The sequence below is a fragment of the Limnothrix sp. CMB-01 genome, from assembly GCF_055193175.1.
The window spans coordinates 1,643,084-1,662,056 of the sequence record NZ_CM143720.1 but is presented as its reverse complement, the minus strand read 5'-3'; the positions used below and the strand labels follow the sequence as shown (position 1 = coordinate 1,662,056).

The following is an 18,973-nucleotide window of genomic DNA, read 5'->3' as shown; positions in this document are numbered from 1 at the left end:
CGGTTCAGCCAACCAACAGCGGACAGAATGAGCTTTGTAGTTTGATCATCTGTTGCGTAATTTCAATCCTAGCAATCTAATAGACTGCTTTGTATAAAATCGATGTCTAGTATTTATGACAATATCGAGCAACCGATCCTACCTGAGTTGCAGCATTATCTGAAGCAAGCCTACCGTGCTGATTTTTGTGTGGGTTATTTCAACTTGCGGGGATGGCAACAAATTGATTCTGATATTGAGCAATTTGAGGGAGGGGAAGGGAAAACTTGTCGATTGCTGGTGGGGATGTACCGTTTGCCGAAAGAAGAGCTACGGCGAGCATTAGCGATCGGAGTAGAGCCAGAGCGAATTGACCAAGGGCAGACAATTCGACTACAAACCTTTATGGCGCAAGAGTTTCGGCAGCAGTTGACCTACGGTGCGCCCAGTGCGGCTGATGAGGAGGGTTTACAGCGATTACGGCGACAGTTATTAACTGGAAAACTACAGGTCAAGCTATTTTTACGAAATGCTCTCCATGCCAAACTGTATTTAATTTATCGCCACGATCGCGCCACGCCCATTATCAGCTACGTGGGCAGTAGCAACCTGACTTTATCGGGGCTGAGATCTCAGGGTGAGCTAAATGTGGAAGTGGTTGATCGCGATGATACGAGTAAGTTGGAGCGGTGGTTTGTTGATCGTTGGGATGATCGCTTTTGTGTCGATATTACGAAGCAGTTAGCGGAAATTATCGACGAAAGTTGGGCGGGACGATCGCTCAAACCCTATTTTGTCTATCTAAAAATGGCCTATCACCTGTCCCAAGAGGCGCGGGATGGGTTGAGTCAATACCGCGCTCCGGCCAGTTTTGGACTGCTGCCATTTCAAGAAGCGGCAGTCCAAATTGCGGCACACCATGTCAGCAAACGAAATGGGGTGATTATTGGCGATGTGGTCGGGTTGGGCAAAACCTTAGTAGGAACCGCGATCGCCCATCTTTGTGAAGAAGATTATGGTACGAGTACGCTGATTATCTGCCCGAAGAATCTAGAAAGAATGTGGCAGGGTTATATTGATCGTTATGGCTTGAGGGGCAAGGTAGTTCCAATTAGCCGTGCGATTCAAGAACTGCCCAATATTCCGGCGCGGTTTCGGTTGGTTTTGATTGATGAAAGCCACAACCTGCGAAATAAGGATGGCAGGCGGTATCAAGCCATTAAAGACTATATCGAACAGAGTGGTAGTCGCTGTATTTTGCTGACAGCAACGCCCTATAACAAAACCTATCTAGACTTGTCAGCGCAGTTACAGTTATTCCTACGACCCGATGCGGATTTAGGAATTAAGCCGGAAGCCTATATTCGCAGTATTGGCGGTGAGATGCAGTTTCGCCGCAAACATAGTGCTAGTCCAGTACGATCGCTGTTGGCCTTTGAGCAGAGTCCAGAACCCGAAGATTGGCAACAGTTGATGAGTCGCTACATGGTGCGGCGGACGCGCAGTTTCATCAAAAATACCTATGCCAAACAGGATGGCGAACGATTCTATCTGGAATTTGCCGATGGGCGGCGATCGTATTTACCAATCCGTCGTCCTCGGACAGTGCGATTTACGATCGACCAACCGCAGCGTGATCCCTACGCAAGGTTGTATAGCGATCGCGTGGTGGATGTGATTAATGACCTAAGTTTGCCTCGGTATGGGCTGGGTATTTATCAAGACCCTAAACCCAAACAACGAGCCACGGACGAAGAACAAAAACTATTGGCGAATCTTTCCCATGCGGGTCAGCGATTAATGGGATTCTGTCGCACGAATTTGTTTAAGCGATTGGAGAGTAGTGGGGCTGCTTTTATTCAGTCGTTAGAGCGGCATATTTTGCGAAATTATGTGTATCTCCATGCAATTAATCACGATCTTCCCCTACCCATTGGTGCTCAGGATGCTGCACTACTGGATGAAGTGGGTGATGATGAAGATTTGCCCTTGAGTCAGGACTGGGAAACCGCTGAGGATCTGTCTGACACTTTGGATGAAGAAGATATTGATCCACAGCAGAACTTTACTCAACGAGCCGCAGAGATTTATCGTTTATATCGAGAGCAATATTCCCGTCGATTTAAGTGGATTCGTGCTGATCTGTTTCGTCCCCAGTTGCGGCAAAACCTGCAGCAAGATGCCACCGCTTTGATCGGAATTTTGCAACTGGCGGGGAATTGGAACCCAGCGTTGGATGGCAAGCTAAAGGCGCTGGTGGCGTTATTACAGCAACAACATCCGACTGAAAAAGTGCTGATTTTCACGCAGTTTGCGGATACGGCACGATATTTGGCAAGGGCGCTCGCAGATTTGGGCATTCAGCAAGTGGGCTTGGCAACGGGACAATCGGCTGACCCGACGGCTCTGGCTTGGCGATTTAGTCCGATTAGTAATCAAAAAGAGATTCCAGAAACTGAGCAATTGCGGGTATTGGTAGCAACAGATGTGTTGAGTGAGGGGCAAAACCTACAAGATTGCGCCATCATTCTGAATTACGATTTGCCTTGGGCAATTATTCGGCTGATTCAGAGGGCGGGGCGGGTCGATCGGATTGGGCAACAGGCGGAAGAAATTCTTTGCTATTCGTTTTTGCCTGCGGAGGGCGTGGAGCGGCTGATTAACCTGCGGGGACGGCTGCGCGATCGCCTCAATCAAAACCAAGAAGTTGTGGGCACGGATGAGGCGTTTTTTGAGGATGAAAAAGCGCAGGAGATGCTGCTCAATCTCTACAATGAGCGATCGGGCGTGTTGGATGAAGTTGATGAAGGGGAGGTGGATTTAACCTCGGAGGCGTTGCAGATTTGGCAAAGTGCGATCGAGGCAAACCCGGCGCTCAAGGGCATGATTGAAAAACTGCCCGACGTGGCCTATGCCACCCGTGAGCATGAACCAACGGAAGCCGACCCAGAGGGCGTTTTGCTTTACCTCCGCACCGATAGCGGTACTGATGCGCTGGCGTGGGTGGACAAAGACGGCAACAGCGTCACGCAGTCGCAAATGCGAATTTTACGGATGGCTCGGTGCAGCATTGATACGCCGTCTTTGCCTCGTCATCCTCAGCACCATGATTTAGTAACACGCGGATCGGAGCTGATTGCTGAGCAGACCAAGACTGTGGCGGGAACGCTGGGCAATAAGCGCAGCGCGGCATCTCGGACTTACGATCGCCTGATGGCCTATACCCAGCATGTCCGCGAAACAGCACCCATCCTGGCAACGGGGACAGAATGGGAAAGTCTGGAACGAGCGATCGAGGAAATTAACCAATATCCCTTGAAGCAAAATGCGATCGCGCGTCTGAATCGAGAACTCAAGGCGGGAATTAGTGATGAGCAGTTGGCAAAACTGGTGATATTCCTGCGAGAGCATGACGCGCTCTGTGTGATCAACCTAGATGAACGTCGAGACGGGGCACGGATTATCTGCTCGATGGGATTATTTAGGGGTTAGCTGAGAGTAAGACCGGTAAGCTGAAGAGCATCAAATTGTTGGATATTCTCAAGGAGATTCACCAATGTTTCCAACTCAAAATCTCAACCTTCTCTACGACCAAGATATTTTGCTGTGGGCAGAAGATACGGTTGCCAAACTGAGGGCGAGGGACTTCGATCACCTCGATCTTGAACATTTGATTGAAGAGGTAGAAGCATTGGGAATTTCGCAAAAAAAGGAGCTGATTAGCCGCCTGATTGTTTTATTAGAACATCTGTTGAAGCGGTTATATGTCAACTTGCCCCATGACTATAACGGATGGGAGCGAACAATTCGGACGCAGCGAGGAGAGCTAGAAGTTTTGCTGGATGCTGTTCCTAGCCTCAGTGGTCGATGGGAACTCAGCTTTGATAAGGCTTGGCAAATTGCCCTGAAAAATACGCGGAAGGAATATCCAAAAACTTCTTTCCCAGCAGAATGGCCCTACGATCGCTCGATCGAGCCAATGTTAAATCATGATATGTGGCTAGAAGCACCCGAAGAATCTGAAGAATCCGAATAAAACAAAGATGCCCTCTAATCTTTTCTGGGTTAGACTTGGTGGTTAAGGAAACCCCTTTAGATTACGCAGATTTACCCGAAAATTGTCCCTACAGCCCCGAGCAATTGTTTGATCCTGACTTTCCAGTTGATTTAAACCCGATCTGAGTTACAAGGCCATGCCGCTCCATCGCCAACGCGCTCAAAAGTATCTCCAAACGTTTGATTTTGAGTCTCTGTTCATTGAAGAACTGGGCTGGGATACGGTCGATCGCGTCATGCTTCCCTTTGAGGTGGATGGCGAATATTTTGAGGTGGTTTCCCTTGCCCAAAAGCGCGGCTTTACGGTCTTTAAGTGCATTACGCCAGAAATTCCGGCGCGTCCAATTCGGGTCAAGCTCGATCGACAATTAACGGACTATAGTAAATCCCACCTGTTGGTGTTTGGGGATGAGAGCAAAACGCAGCAGGAATGGTTGTGGCTGAAGCCAGAAATTAAGCAAGGCAAAAGTAAAAAGGGAAAAGGTAAAAGTGCAGAGACGGTGACATCGACAAGGGCAGTGCGATCGCATTCCTATAAGGTGAGCCAAAACCCGGAAACCTTGCTGCAAAAGCTAGAGGCGCTGATTGTCGATTTCAAGGAAGAAGGCAATCTGACCCATGTGGATGTTGCCCAAAAGGTGAAGCAGGGGTTTGATGTTGAGCGGGTGACGAAGCAATTCTTTCAGGATTTTGAGGGGTTGCACCAGACGTTTTGTTTAGCGATCGAGGGAATCGATTCGGAGGGCGATCGCCGTTGGTATGCGTCGGTTTTGCTGAATCGGTTAATGTTCATCTATTTCTTGCAGCGGCGCTACTTCCTAGATAATCAAGATGCGCTGTATTTGCAACATAAACTGCAACTTTGCCAGCGGGAAGGGAGAAATTTTTATGAGTTTCTCAAGGAGTTGTTTTTTGTTGGGTTTGCGGAGCCAGAATATCTACGTGATCCAGAGATTCAGAAACGGTTAGGCAAGATTTGTTATCTGAATGGGGGCTTGTTTTTACGCCATACCATTGAGCAGAAATATGCTCAAATTCAGATTGATGATCGTGCCTTTTCGCAGGTTTTCGATCTGTTTTCTCGCTATTCTTGGCATTTGGACGATCGCCCTGAAAAAGACCCGCTGGAAATTAACCCGGATGTGTTGGGCTATATTTTCGAGAAATACATTAACCAAAAAGAATTTGGGGCGTACTACACCCGGCCGGAAATCACCGAGTATCTTTGCGATCGCACGATCAACAAATTGGTGCTCGATCGCCTTGCCCCAACAGAAAGCCCTCATCCCCTAGCCCCTTCTCCCAAAACGGGAGAAGGGGGACAAGAATCGATTGCCGTCGGCGCTCCGGCTCCCCTCTCCCACCCTGGGAGAGGGGTTGGGGGAGAGGGCCTTTCATCGCTCCTTGAAACATTAGATGCTACCCAATGCGATCGCCTACTAAATGAAATTTTGCCAACTCTGACGCTGCTCGATCCGGCCTGTGGATCGGGGGCCTTTTTGGTGGCGGCGATGAAAACGTTGATTGGGATTTATCAACGGGTCGTTACAAGGGCTAAGTCGTTGTTAGAAGACCCTCATCCCCTGGCCCCTTCTCCCAAGGGGGGAGAAGGGGGACAAGAGGTTCGTGCCGTCGGCGCTCCGGCTCCCCTCTCCCGTCCTGGGAGAGGGGCTGGGGGTGAGGGTCTCATGGCGGAAACTAACCCTCATCCCCTAGCCCCTTCTCCCAAGGAGGGAGAAGGGGGACAAGAGGCGGAAATGTACTGGGAAATTTCCTCAGTATTGAGACAACGGATGAGGGAAGTTGCTCGCCAATTTCGTAAAGAACCTACAGCCAGTGAAGCCATCTTATGGCAGGCATTACGCGGACGTAAATTAGATGGACGTAAGTTTAAACGTCAGCAACCAATAGGCGCTTTTATTGTTGATTTTTTCTGTGCTCAAGAGCGCTTAGTGGTAGAAGTTGACGGTGGTGTGCATCAAAATCAGCAAGAAGCGGATCAACAGCGTCAACAGTTACTTGAGTCCTTGGGATTACGATTTGTTCGTGTTAACAGCAACTCTGTAGAACGAGATTTGCCCACAGTTCTATCACAGATTCGCGCTGAATTCTTACCCCCCTTTCCCTCCCTGGGAGAGGGGCTGGGGGTGAGGGCAAGCATTACTCAATGGTTGCAGGAAGCTGCCAAGCATCCATCCCTTGACTACTACATCAAAAAACGGATCATTACGGACAATCTCTATGGTGTGGACATCATGGAGGAGGCGACGGAAATTGCGAAGTTGCGGCTATTTTTGGCGTTGGTTTCTTCGGCAAAAACGGTTAATGATTTGGAACCGTTGCCGAATATTGATTTCAATATTATGGCGGGCAATTCGCTGATTGGTTTGATTCGAGTCGATGGGGAAGGGTTTGATCGCTTAAGTCAAAAGGAAAAAGGTAAAGGGCAAAGGGGCAGCGGGTTTGACTCGACGCAAATTAATTTGTTGGGGCCAACGGCGGTGCAGGGCAATTTGCTGCAAGGGTTGGCGGCTTCGGAATATCAGCGAATTTTGGAGGACAAAAATCGCACCATTGCGCTCTACAAAAAACACGCTTTCCAGCAGGCGGACTCGGAATTGCCCCAGGAAACTCGCCTGTTGCAGTTGCGTGACCACATCGACAAGCTCAACCGGGAATCTCAAGCAAAGCTGAATCAATTGTTGTTGGATGAGTTTAGCCAGCGGTTGGGGATTAAGTATGAGCAAGCGCAATTGGTGGGCAAACCCCAAAAGCGGCTATTGACCATTGCGGATATCGATGCGCTGGAGCCGTTTCACTGGGGCTACCATTTTGATCGGGTGTTTGCGCGGGGTGGGTTTGATGCGATTATTGCCAATCCGCCGTGGGAAGTTTTCAAACCCAATGCTAAGGAATTTTTCGCTAATCACAGTGACCTTGTAGCTAAAAAGAAAATGGATATCAAGGCATTTGAAAAGGAGCAGAAGAGGCTTTTACAAGATCCAGATATTGCCCAGGCTTGGAATGAGTATCAGAGCCAATTCCCCCACGTTAGTGCCTATTTTCGATCATCGGAAGATTACATCAACCAAATCTCGATCGTGAATGGGAAAAAAGCTGGAACTGATATAAACCTTTACAAACTATTTTTAGAACGCTGTCATCATTTATTACGGGATGGTGGTGAGTGTGGCATTGTCATTCCTAGTGGTATCTATACCGATTTGGGAACAAAGCAACTCCGAGAAATGCTTTTTTCGCAAACAGAAGTAACAGGACTATTTTGCTTCGAGAACCGCAAGGCAATTTTTGAGGGCGTGGATAGTCGCTTTAAGTTTGTAATCTTGAGCTTCGGGAAAGGTGGAAAAACACAAGCTTTTCCCGTGCGGTTCATGCGTCACGATGTCGCTGAATTAACCAATTTTCCTGCACCTAATGATATCCGTTTAGATATCTCTCTCATCCGAAAGTTATCGCCAGATTATTTGTCAATCACGGAGTTCAAAAATGAGATTGACATTCAAATTGCCAAGAAAATGATGCAATTTCCTCTTATATATGATTCTGAACTTGGTTGGAATTTAGAGCTTTATGGCGAAGAATTACACATGAATCGTGGAGCTAAATTCTTTCAAACTCAGAAAACTGAATATCCTTTGTATGAAGGTGGAATGATTTTACATTTCTCTCATTGCTATGATGAGCCTAGATATTGGATTGAAGAATCTGATTTGAGAAGTGATTTTCTTGAGAAACGTCGAAAAAGAACTGGATTAAATGAGATTCCAAAAGATCTTAAAAATGATTATGAAGCATATAGAATTGCGATAAGAAAAATTGCTAGAAATACTGACTCTAGAACATTAATATCGTGTTTAATCCCTAAAAATTGTCTAGCAGGGAACTCTTTGTCTGTTCATTTCCCATTTGAAAACAATTCCCATAATTACAATAGGTTAAGATTTACAAGTGAAGAATTACTTGTATTAGTTTCGTTCTTGAGTAGTTTTCCTGCAGATTATATACTTCGATCTCGAATGACGGCAAATCTTAATACTTTTTATCTTTATCAAATCCCAGTCCCACGACTCCAAAAAGGAGACACATGGTTTGATGTCATAGTAACCTGTGCCGCCAAACTCATCTGCACCACCCCCGAATTTGACGACTTAGCCAAAGAAGTTGGCTTAGGCTCCCACAAAAACGGCATCACAAACGAAATAGAACGGGGTAAACTTCGCGCCGAACTCGATGGCATCATTGCCCACCTGTATGACTTAACCGAAGCAGAATTTACCCATATTCTCAGCACCTTCCCGATCGTCCCCGAGCCAGTCAAAGAAGCCGCCCTTAATGCTTACCGGGAGTTAAGTAAAAAGTAAAAAGGCAAAAGTAAAAAGTGAAGAGGAGAGAAACGAGAGGGAAACTATGCTTGATGATGTTTAGTTATTAAGACAAAGCGTCTACTATTACTTTCACCTTTTACTTTTTACCTTTTGCTATGAAAGATATTCGGGAGAGGGCATTTGAGTTTGCGGTGCGGATTGTGAAAGTCTGTCAGTTTCTGGATGAAAAGCCAGGAGTAAGTAGGACACTGAGCAAGCAACTGCTTCGCTCTGGAACTTCTATTGGTGCTAATTTGGAAGAAGCGCAGTCAGGACAGAGTAAGGCGGATTTCATTAGCAAAAACTCGATCGCTCTCAAAGAAGCTCGCGAAACCCACTACTGGCTGAAATTACTCAGCGCCACAGACATTCTTCCTGAAAATCGCATCATGACTCTTCAATCTGAAGCAGCAGAAATTATGAAAATCATCGGAGCAATTATTACTTCAAGTAAAAAGTAAAAAGTAAAAGGGCAAAAGTAAGCGATGACACAAGAGCAAATTCATTTTGTGCTCTTTTCCCTTTCGCCTTTTCCCCTTTCGCCTTTTGCCTTTTGCCTTTTGCCCTTTTTAAAGCAGGTCGATCGCCCATGGGTCGTGGTCTTATTCGTCGAGCACATAGCTACATTCAACGCGGCAATCGGCGGCGGCTGCGATTGTTGTTGGGCAAACATCCCGAGCTTTACCAGTCCAACGAAGCCATGTTGCTGGACTACGCCATTTGGCACAACCGATCGATGGTGACTTGGCTGCTCGATCGGGGCGCGCCCGTGGATGGCCCGCCCGGTAACTTTGGCTGCACGCCCCTGCTCAATGTTGTGGTTGAAGGGGACTTGCCGATGATCAATTTGCTGTTGCGACGGGGAGCCGACCCCAACGCCGTCACGGATGATTCAGAAACGCCCCTTGGGTTTGCCGTGGCTTGGCGGCAGGCCGGCGCGATCGGCCGCTTGTTGGCCGCCGGAGCCGACCCCAACCGAATCGGTGACTATGGCCCCGACTTCACCCATCTCGATCAGGCATTGTTGATGGATTGGCCCGAGGGGGCGGAACGCTTGCGGGCGGCTGGAGCAAAGCGGTTTTCGGAGTTGGCGGCCAGCGCGGAATCCTAGGGCGAGGCGACCCACACGGCTTTGATGGCTGCGGTGGGGTGATAACGTTGTGTGCTGTAAAAACTGTCGCTTTGGCCTTGGGTGGTGGGATAGTTGCCATCGAAGTCATTGGGCTGACCTTGAGTGCGAAAAATCAGACCCACCGGTTGGCTGGCAAATTTGACATATTCCCGCGCTTCATCGTCCCAATTGAAACTGAGGGTGGCTTTGCCATAGACCGCTTCGGCTTGGGCGATCGAGCTGCCGGGGCCAATTCCTTCGGCGGTTTTGTAGGCGGCGTTCTCCGTCATCAGCATGGAAATCGGGTCGCGATCGCGTGGTGCTCCGCCTGCTGCTTCGTAAATGACATAAAACAGGGTTTGCGATCCCGACTTGGCCGCAATGCCGCCAAAATCCACCAGCAGATTCGGCACATTTTCCCAGCGCACATTGGGCCCCATCAGCCGCTTGGCCTCGGCAAGGGTCATGCCCAGCCGCACCCGCCCCAGGCGACCGTTGGCGATTTCGCGATTCGCATCCACCGCCGCCACCCGATTCACGGTGGGCGACTGACCCGCTCCCGGAGCCGATGGGGTCTCGCTGTTTAAGGCCACAGGTTGGGTCGCGGGAGCTGCCGGAGCCTCGGTGGTGACTGCTGCATCGCTGCGGTTCCCATTGCCACAGCCGATCAGCAAGCAGGCCAAGCACCCCCAGCCCACCACCCCAGAACGAGCCAGGAGGGACGCGAAGATCCGAGGGCGACGGGAAGCGCGGGGCAGGGCGGGGAAGGGCATCATGATTAAAAGTTGGCGGTTTATTCAGTCGATTTATTCGATCGATAAATTGTGATTTCAGGGTCGATTTTGTCGAAGTTGGAATAAATTTTCATGTCATCCAACAGTCGATAGGTCACCGTGGGGCGATCGAACCAATACCACTTGGGCTTGGTTTGGTATTGCAGCGCCAGTTCGTAGCCCAACTTTCCCGATTGTAACTGCTCAAAAAATTGGTGACCTGGAGAATTTTGCAAAAAGCGGCGTTGGTCATAGCCACTGCTGACAATAATCCATTGGGGTTTGAGGGCGCTCACCTGGCCCAAATCCGGTTCTTCAAGCAATTTGGCTTGGAATCCTGTGGTACGGGGCAAATATTTCTCAATGCCCACTTCCAGAATTAATTGATTGGCGGGAATTTGCGATCGCATCCATTCTTCAACAAAATAGCGCGAATCATGGGTCATTAAACTGTTGACTGTCCAGCTATAACCCAAGCTGTAAATCAAGGCGAGGGTGGTGATGAAAGCACCGGGAAAAAACCAGAGTTTCAGGCGATTGCTCAACTGGGCCATGGCAGAACCCGCGAAGAAGGCAAAGAGGGGCATTAAGGGCATTAAATAGCGCACATCGTTATACAAAATAGGCGCGATATAAAACAGGTAATAGGAAATACCGGGAACCCAAAGATAGAGCGGCAACCATTGCCGATCGGTGGGATGAGGAGAGGTGCAGCCCGGTTGGGAATGGCCTCGGAGCGATCGAACCAATCGCCAGCCATAGAGCGCCATGCCGACCCAAGCCAGCCACCAAAGGGGCCAGCCAAAGGAAAATTGCAAATGACCAAAACTTTGGCCCAGCATTTCCCACTGCCCTTGCAAACTTTCTTCGTAGCGAGGGCGAATGCTGGCTCCTCCGTACAGAATTAAGTTGAATCGATCGATAAACCCTTGGAAGTTAAAGAGGGCATTTTGCAGAATTAAAAATGCTCCAACCCCTGCACCAAGGCCATAGCCCACCCGTCGATCGCGCACCGCTTGCCAAAGGGTGAATTGAGGATTGCTCAGCCGTTGTTTTTGCCAATAGTGCCAAATCACAAAGAACGGCGTGAGGATGCAAAATCCATAGAACTGATCTTTGGTACAAACGGCGATCGCGGCTAAAACTGCGCCGATGATGTAGTCGCGAAAGCGGTGATGGTTCAGAATTTCTACATAGACAATTAAAAAGGCGATCGACCAAAACAAAACGGGAATATCTAAGTTGGCAATTTTGGCGTAGTAGACATAAAGGGGCGTGAGGGCCATGGATAAGGCCGCTAGCCAGCCCGTTTTGCGATCAAAAATCATTTCTCCCAACCGCACCATCAAGACCATGGTTCCCATGCCCATGACCACGCAAAGCAGCCGATTGAGATAGAACAAAAGGCTATAGGTTTTCAGGTCTTCAAAGGAAACCCAGCCCAGTTGTTTCAGAACCAACAGGGGCGAATAGAGCAGGGTCAATAAGTAATAGTGAAAGGGTGGATATTTATAGTGCCAACCGTTAGCAAACTTTTGATCGATCGCCTCTAAAACCCGTTCTGGTGTTAGCTCATCGGCGGCCCAACCTTTCCAGTCTGGCAATCCCCAGTTAATGCCATAGAGGGCGATCGCGCCACTTAACAAAATCAAACCCAAGAGGGGTAAGGAGATTGTCCAGCGGGGAGCTTGGCGAGGACTTTGGAACCCGGTTTGAAATCCCTTTTGCAAACTGGTCAGAATTTTTTGGCTAATTGTTTGGTTAATCATCTTGATGGAAGTTGATCTGCAATGGAATGAAGGGCGTGAATCAAATTAATGAATGAGATTCATCAGTAAGCCGTGATCAGACAGGCTGAATGCATGGAATTAAAGGGATGATCTTAAGCAATTGCCATTCAGAACAACCAACGATTGATCGGTGAATTGCTGACAACGATCGAGCAGCGTTTGCATCACGGGCACTTCGCCCCGCCGTAATTGTTCGATCGCTTGGCGATGGGCGATCGCTAGGGGTTCTTGGGGGCTGGCGCGGAACCAACGCACCCAGCCCATTTTTTGAAGCTGATTGGGGTCAAAATCTGCCCGATCGAGCAACCAAAAATCCACTGAATAGCGGTTCAAAATCTCCCGTAGGCGATCGGGGTTCGGGGTATATTGACCCACAATTAAATCCGTTGCCCGCTGCAATAGCTCCGTGGCATAACGACGATGGTAGCGCATGGTGAACCCGGGGCCGACCACAATGGAGCGTTGGGCAAAACTGGGCAAGTTATCCGTTTCACGGGTGGTGGAAGCAATCCGAATGGTAACCGGTTGGTTCTGAAAAAATTCATAGAGTTGGGGATGGTTGCCAATTTCGTATTGCGTGGCGGGAAAACCAGGAAAGGTGAAGGGATAAATCAGCAACAAACCGGTGATGAGCAACACTAAGCCTTTGGCTTTTGGGGTGCTCAATTTTGCGTTGGGTGGGCGTGATTTTGCCCATTGCCAAGCCTTTTGCACTAGCCAGCTCAGGGCGATCGCACCCACAATGGCTACAACGATCCGCAGGGAATGTTCTGAGTAGCGGTTGGGCAAATGCAGCCGAAAGAGCAAGAGATGGGCAACGGTAAACCAAGCACCAGAAACGATTAATAACTGCGGCACAAAGACCAAGCTTGATCGCGTGGACTGGGCCAGGGGAAACCGATCGCGCTGCCACCACAAAATCGGAAAGAGTAAGGTCAAAATAATTTGCGGGAAGGCGAAGTCAATTTCCCACCAATCGATCGGAATCAGTCCCGTGCGTCGATGCTTGAACCAATAGGCCCAAGCCGGTTCCACCTGGAAAAATTGGGCCCAAAAGGTTTTGGCTTCAGTGGCAGTTAGCACCGGGCCGTATTGACTTGATTTGCCGAGGAAGGGCAATAGAACTAAGCCTGAAAATATCAACAAACTGAGTTCTAATCGGCGCTGATTCCATAGGGTTTTCAGTAGCGATCGCACCTGGAACGGTGATCGCTGAGCAATTAGCCAAATTTGCCAAATTAAATCTAGACCAATCAGGGAAGATCCCAATAAAACGCCATGGGGATAGAAGCCGGCCAAAAGCCCAATAGCGCTGAAGAGTTGCCAGGGCGATCGCCCTAACCAACCCTTTAGAAACAGAAATAAAAGGGGATAAATAAAGGCAACGGGCACACCGGAAACGAGATCGTCAGCAATCCATAAATTTTGATTTAAAAATACGCAGGCGCTGAAGGCCGCCAAGGGCACGGGCAACAGTTGCCAAACCACTTGAAAACACAGAAATGTGGTCAGGGTTCCTAGGCCGATCGGCAGCAATTTATTGAAAACCATCGGATCTAAGCCGAGGATGCTGCCCAACCGATAGAGGCCTTGATATCCCCAGGGAGCCACGGATTGGAAATAGTCCGCCATCAGGTCATTGGGGAAGCGATCGGGATGGAGCCACCGTTGCATCCAAAACACATGTTGGCGAGCATCGTCTTGCACCACGTAGGGGCCGCTGAAGGCCTGAAAGAGGGCGGGCAGGGCACAACCGATCGCCACGGCCAAACTGAGCGCCAAGGCCCAGCGGCCCGCGCGATCGCCCCTAGGGCTGGTTGGGTCTAGGGCGCGGAGCCAGCCATTAAGCATTTCGCCTCCAACAGTGCCAAATCGCTCGCTTGCCAATGGGCGCAACGGTCGATCGCGCTAGGTAAAACCGGTTGTTCGCCCCGATCGAGCTGGGCTAATGGGGCTGCACCAATGTTGAATTGGCGAAACCGACGACTATCCAAAAAGTCCCGCTGAAAGCTCGATCGCTCCACTAACCAAAAATCCACGCCCGTTTCCGCCAAAAACCGGCGAATGGGGGCCCAACTGGGGGCAAATTGGGCGCTCACGAGTCGATCGAGCCGCCGCACCAGTTCTTGATAAAACCCCAGATGATAGGGCAGCAGATAGCCTTGGCCGCCCACGTAGATCGATCGTCCCGCAAAGGCGGGCAGATTATCCCCCTCGCGAGCCAAGGAAGCGACCAAGGTATCACGCGGTTGTTGTTGCAAAAAAGCGTAAAGCCCCGGAGCATTGCCTGGCACGTAGTTGGTGACCGGAAAGGCGTAATTTTGAGCCGTCAGAGCCACTGGATAGGCCACAAACCACAGCACCAACAGGCCCGCCCCCAGCCCGGCCCCGATCGCCCGGGATCCACCCCGCCGCAGCCATTGCACCGCCCGCTCCAGCACCGCCGCGATCGCCAAACCCGCCACCAGCGCCGCCACCAGCCGCACCGAATGCTCCCCATACCGATTGGGCAGGTGCAATTTAAAGAGCAACCCATGGGCCGCCCCAAACCCGATCGCGGAGGACAGCAACAGATCGCCCAACAGGGGCAAGGCTTCTTGGGCCGATCGCACCAGGGGGAAGCGATCACGCTGCCACCACAGCAGGGGCCACAACAGGCCAAACCAAACGCCCAAAGGCAACACCAGCACCGAATGGAAGGCCATGATCCGACACCATTCGGTGGGCAAAAAGCCACTGCGTTGGCCACAGGCCCAATAGTTCCAAGGATCCCGCGTGAAAAAGGCAGACCAACCCTTATCAGCCAAGGTGGGCATCGATCGCGCCACGTCCACGGACAGCACCGGCCCAAAGGGAGAATCGCGCAGCAGGTAGGGAACCATGGTCACCACCAGCGCCCCCAAACCCGCCAAGGCCACCCGCACCTCCGGGCGTTCCCAGGCCGCCCGCCAGCGCCAAGCAACCGATCGCCCCGATCGCAGCAATTGCAGTCCTAACGCGCCGCCCAGCACCAGGGCCACTTGCGGATAAAACAAAGCCAGCAGTCCGATCGCCCCTACCGTCACCCCCAACCACCGACGGGCGATCGCCCACAACCCCCACAGCAACAGGGGCCCCGCAAAGGCCGCTGGTGTGCCGGAAACCAAATCATCCCGCAGCCACAGGGCCTGCACCGCCAGCAGCCCACTCAACCCCGCCGCCAATGGAATCGGCCAGAGGGTCACCGCCAAGCCATAGGCTCCCACCGCCGCCAGCAGACTTAACCCCAAGGGCACAAATTTGTTAAACAGCAAAGGATCTAGCCCCAGCTTGGCCACCAAGCCATAGAGCCATTGGTAACCCGCCGGGGCCACGGACTGGAAATAGTCGGCAATCAGATCTTGGGGAAAGGCTTCTGGATCCCAAAAGCGTCGCATCCAAAACACATGCTGTCGGGCATCATCTTGGATCACATAGGGGCCCGCCAGGGCCTGTTGCAGGGCCAACCCGCCATAGGCCAGGGCCACGGCTCCGCAGAGGCCGCCCCAAAACCAGAGCCGTCGATCGCGCCCATGGGCGATCGGCTGAAAAAGAACGCTCCAAACTTGTGCCCAAAATGCCTGAATGGCCTGAGGGGGGTGATGGCCCGGTTCCTGTTGCACGCGCTGTCCTGCCCTGAAAAACCGTTGCCAAACCGCCGGGGAACCGCTAGCTAGGGGACATTTCCCGATCGGCGGCCCGCAGTTTGCAACAAAGGCACTTTAGCGCAGGACGATCGCCCCGACAGCCCTAACGCAGGCCGCTAGCGCAGGAAGCTATAAATTTGCTGGCTTTCCACATCTTGGCAAATGGTGGATGGTCGATGCCCGCTTGACAGCTTGTAGGTCAGGCGATCGAGCTTCACCTGTAGCCCGGCCATGGGGTCGCCCCCTTCACTGACCAAAAATTCCAGCCGCTGCACCGCTTGCCAGTCTGCCAACTGATCCAGGAGTTGGGCGATCGCCTCCAGGTAAGGATGGCCCGGTTCGCGATACCAACCGGCCATGGCCAAATTGGATTGGTCAAAGCCCAAATGCACAATCAGCGCCGGATTGCCAAACAGGGCCACCGCCACCGGCCGCGCCTCTTCCCGCAATCGCAAATCCCGATCGCTCACCAATTGTCGCAACTGGGCTAACCGTTCGTAGGCTTCGCTAGTGGTGGGGTGATCCGTCCAATGGAGGGCGATCGTCACCAGATAGGTTTGCAGCAGCAGATGCCCCAGCTTGGCCGCCTTGGTGGTCAGATAGCGCGTGTTGAAGGAGTTGGCCTCAATCAACAAGGGCACGCGATCGACCACTTCCAACCCATAGCCACGAACACCGGCAATTTTGCGCGGGTTATTGGTAATCAGCCGCACTTGGTTAATGCCCAAATCGTTCAAAATTTGTGCGCCCACACCGTAATCGCGCAAATCCGCTGGAAAACCGAGCTTTTCGTTGGCTTCCACCGTGTCAAAGCCCAAATCTTGCAAGGAATAGGCCTTGAGCTTATTAATCAGGCCAATGCCGCGACCTTCCTGGCGCAGGTAAACCACCACCCCTTCATCGGCCTGCTCAATCATTTTCAGGGCCGCGATCAGTTGCGCTCGACAGTCACAGCGCAAGGATCCCAGCGCATCCCCTGTCAGACATTCCGAATGCACCCGCACCAACACCGGGCGATCGTGGAAGGTGGCCGGGTCGCCCTTGACGATCGCCACATGGTCGGAACCGTCAATTTCGTTGCGATAGCCATAGATCTCAAACAGGCCAAACTCCGTGGGCAGTTTGGTGACCGTTTCCCGGATCACAAACCGCTCATGTTGCAGCCGATAGCTAATTAAGTCCGCGATTGTGGCGATTTTCAGGTCGTAGTGCTGGGCATAGTCAATCAGTTGCGGTAACCGGGCCATGGAACCATCGGGATTTTGAATTTCGCAAATCACGCCCGCTGGATAAAGCCCCGCCAGGCGAGCCAAGTCCACGGCCGCCTCCGTGTGCCCTGCCCGCTTCAGCACCCCCCCTTCACGCGATCGCAGGGGGAAAATGTGCCCCGGTCGCCGCAGATCTTCCGGCCGGGTTCGGGGGTCGATCGCCACTTGGATTGTTTTGGCGCGGTCTTCCGCTGAAATGCCCGTGCTCACCCCCAAGGCCGGTGAGGCATCAATGCTGACGGTGAAGGCCGTTTGGTTGCTGTCCGTGTTGTTGGTCACCATCAAGGGCAACTCCAACGCATCGAGCCGATCGCCCGTCATGGCCAAACAAATTAGCCCCCGCGCTTCCGTGGCCATGAAGTTCACCGCGTCCGCCGTCACCTTTTCAGCGGCGTAGATGATGTCCCCCTCGTTTTCGCGGTTTTCGTCATCCACAATCACCACAGGCCGCCCGGCCTTCAGGTCTGCCAGGATGGCGGGAATCGTGTCAAACACAAACGCGGGAACAGACTGGGGGACAGTGTGGTGGGTCATTGCGGCAGCAACCAAAGGCGAACAGCGCGTCTGTCGGCTAGAGGCTAGGACGGACGCTAATAAACAGTTACAGTTCTTAACTTATGGTCTCCATTGTATCTCCTGTAGCAGTTTCACCCGGCGGTGAATTGCGGCTTTTCTGATCCTGTGCGATCGCCCTGTATCCCCTAGGGGTGAGACCCCCTGCAACCGAACGCAGGAACACCGGCAAACGGTACTAGAATGCATGGCAACAAGCCGCGCGCACCCGCCGGCTGGCCCGCACCCAGCAGCACCGCGCCCGTCCACAGACACAGGCACCCACACAAGCAAAGGGAATCAGAAGCCGGATTATGAGTAATACAGACAAGATTCCAGTTGGCATCGTTGGCGCATCGGGCTACGGCGGCGTGCAACTGGTCAGAATTCTGTTAGATCATCCCCATGTGGAACTGACCTATTTGGGCGGCGAAAGCAGTGCCGGCCAAAGCTATGGGCAAGTTTATCCTCACCTGGCCCACCGCATTTCCCTGAAGGTGGAGTCGATCGACCTGGATGAGATTGCCCGGCGCTGTCGGGTGGTGTTTTTGGGGCTGCCCAACGGGATTGCCTGTGACTTGGCTCCTCAACTGGTCGATCGGGGTTGCAAGGTGCTGGATCTGTCGGCGGATTACCGGTTCCGGGATCTGAACACCTATGAAGACTGGTATGGCAAGAGTCGCAGCGATCAGGAAGTGGCGGCTATGGCGGTCTATGGGCTGCCGGAACTGAATCGCGAGGCGATCGCGGAGGCGAACCTGATTGGTTGTCCCGGCTGCTATCCCACGGCCAGCCTGTTGGCCCTGCTGCCCCTGCTGAAACAGGGGATTATCATTCCGGAAACGGCGATCATTGATGCCAAGTCCGGCACGTCCGGCGGCGGTCGCCAGGCCAAAACCAACATGTTGTTGGCGGAAGCGGGCGGTTCCTTTTCTGCCTATGGGGTCGGTCGCCATCGCCACACGCCGGAAATTGAGCAAATTTGCACGGATTTGGCGGGCCATGAAGTGCGGATTCAATTCACGCCCCACCTGATACCGATGCCGCGCGGCATTTTGTCCACCGTCTATGCCACCCTCCGCGATCCGGGCCTGGTGCGCGAAGATCTGCTGACCATCTACAACGCCTTCTATCGCAACAGTCCTTGGGTGAAGGTGTTGCCCAGTGGGGTCTATCCCCAAACCAAGTGGGCCCTAGGAACCAACCTTTGCTATTTGGGTGTGGAGGTGGATCCACGCACCGATCGGGTGATTGTGTTGTCGGCGATCGATAACCTGATGAAGGGCCAATCGGGTCAGGCGGTGCAGTGCATGAACCTGATGTTGGGCTTGGATGAAACGATCGGGTTGCCCCAGTTGGCGTTCTATCCCTAGGTTTGCCCCCGAAACTTGCTC

At 51.9% G+C, this 18,973-nt stretch carries 11 protein-coding genes; 6 read left to right on the top strand and 5 right to left on the bottom strand.

Features of this window, described 5'->3' with window-relative positions:
- Positions 1-102 precede the first annotated feature (102 nt).
- From ACZA91_RS06950 to ACZA91_RS06930, 5 genes are all read left to right on the top strand, one after another.
- Positions 103-3,471: a helicase-related protein gene (locus ACZA91_RS06950; protein ID WP_190530817.1), complete on the top strand. Its 3,369-nt coding sequence runs from the start codon at positions 103-105 to the stop codon at positions 3,469-3,471.
- A 64-nt stretch (positions 3,472-3,535) separates the two neighbouring features.
- Positions 3,536-4,015 carry a DUF29 domain-containing protein gene (locus ACZA91_RS06945; RefSeq protein ID WP_190530818.1) on the top strand — a complete coding sequence of 160 codons (480 nt, stop codon included), beginning with the start codon at positions 3,536-3,538 and terminating at the stop codon, positions 4,013-4,015.
- A 157-nt stretch (positions 4,016-4,172) separates the two neighbouring features.
- Positions 4,173-8,417, top strand: coding sequence for a DUF559 domain-containing protein (locus ACZA91_RS06940; RefSeq protein WP_242030679.1), 4,245 nt, complete (start codon positions 4,173-4,175; stop codon positions 8,415-8,417).
- A 119-nt stretch (positions 8,418-8,536) separates the two neighbouring features.
- On the top strand, positions 8,537-8,881 hold the full coding sequence (locus ACZA91_RS06935) for a four helix bundle protein (RefSeq protein ID WP_463185551.1): 345 nt from the start codon (positions 8,537-8,539) through the stop codon (positions 8,879-8,881).
- 128 nt (positions 8,882-9,009) lie between these two features.
- Positions 9,010-9,531: an ankyrin repeat domain-containing protein gene (locus ACZA91_RS06930; protein ID WP_463185548.1), complete on the top strand. Its 522-nt coding sequence runs from the start codon at positions 9,010-9,012 to the stop codon at positions 9,529-9,531.
- Here the strand turns inward: ACZA91_RS06930 and ACZA91_RS06925 are convergent.
- From ACZA91_RS06925 to ribBA, 5 genes are all read right to left on the bottom strand, one after another.
- On the bottom strand, positions 9,528-10,307 hold the full coding sequence (locus tag ACZA91_RS06925; protein WP_463185546.1) for a hypothetical protein: 780 nt from the start codon (positions 10,305-10,307) through the stop codon (positions 9,528-9,530). The two genes, ACZA91_RS06930 and ACZA91_RS06925, sit on opposite strands and share 4 nt — an antisense overlap.
- 17 nt (positions 10,308-10,324) lie before the next feature.
- Positions 10,325-12,073, bottom strand: a complete 1,749-nt coding sequence (locus ACZA91_RS06920) for an ArnT family glycosyltransferase (protein WP_463185544.1) — start codon at positions 12,071-12,073, stop codon at positions 10,325-10,327.
- 99 nt (positions 12,074-12,172) lie between these two features.
- A complete protein-coding gene (locus ACZA91_RS06915) occupies positions 12,173-13,945 on the bottom strand; it encodes a hypothetical protein (protein WP_463185542.1) in 1,773 nt (590 codons plus the stop codon).
- Positions 13,918-15,735, bottom strand: coding sequence for a hypothetical protein (locus tag ACZA91_RS06910; protein ID WP_463185540.1), 1,818 nt, complete (start codon positions 15,733-15,735; stop codon positions 13,918-13,920). The genes ACZA91_RS06915 and ACZA91_RS06910 overlap by 28 nt, the downstream gene beginning before the upstream one ends.
- Positions 15,736-15,875: 140 nt before the next feature.
- The gene (ribBA, locus tag ACZA91_RS06905) at positions 15,876-17,561 is read right to left on the bottom strand and encodes a bifunctional 3,4-dihydroxy-2-butanone-4-phosphate synthase/GTP cyclohydrolase II (protein ID WP_099535431.1); all 1,686 of its coding nucleotides are present in this window, start codon (positions 17,559-17,561) and stop codon (positions 15,876-15,878) included.
- A 332-nt stretch (positions 17,562-17,893) separates the two neighbouring features.
- Here ribBA and argC point away from each other — a divergent pair, with 332 nt between their 5' ends.
- Entirely contained in the window at positions 17,894-18,952 is a 1,059-nt protein-coding gene (argC, locus tag ACZA91_RS06900) for an N-acetyl-gamma-glutamyl-phosphate reductase (protein WP_099535433.1), read from the top strand.
- The last annotated feature ends 21 nt before the right edge of the window (positions 18,953-18,973 follow it).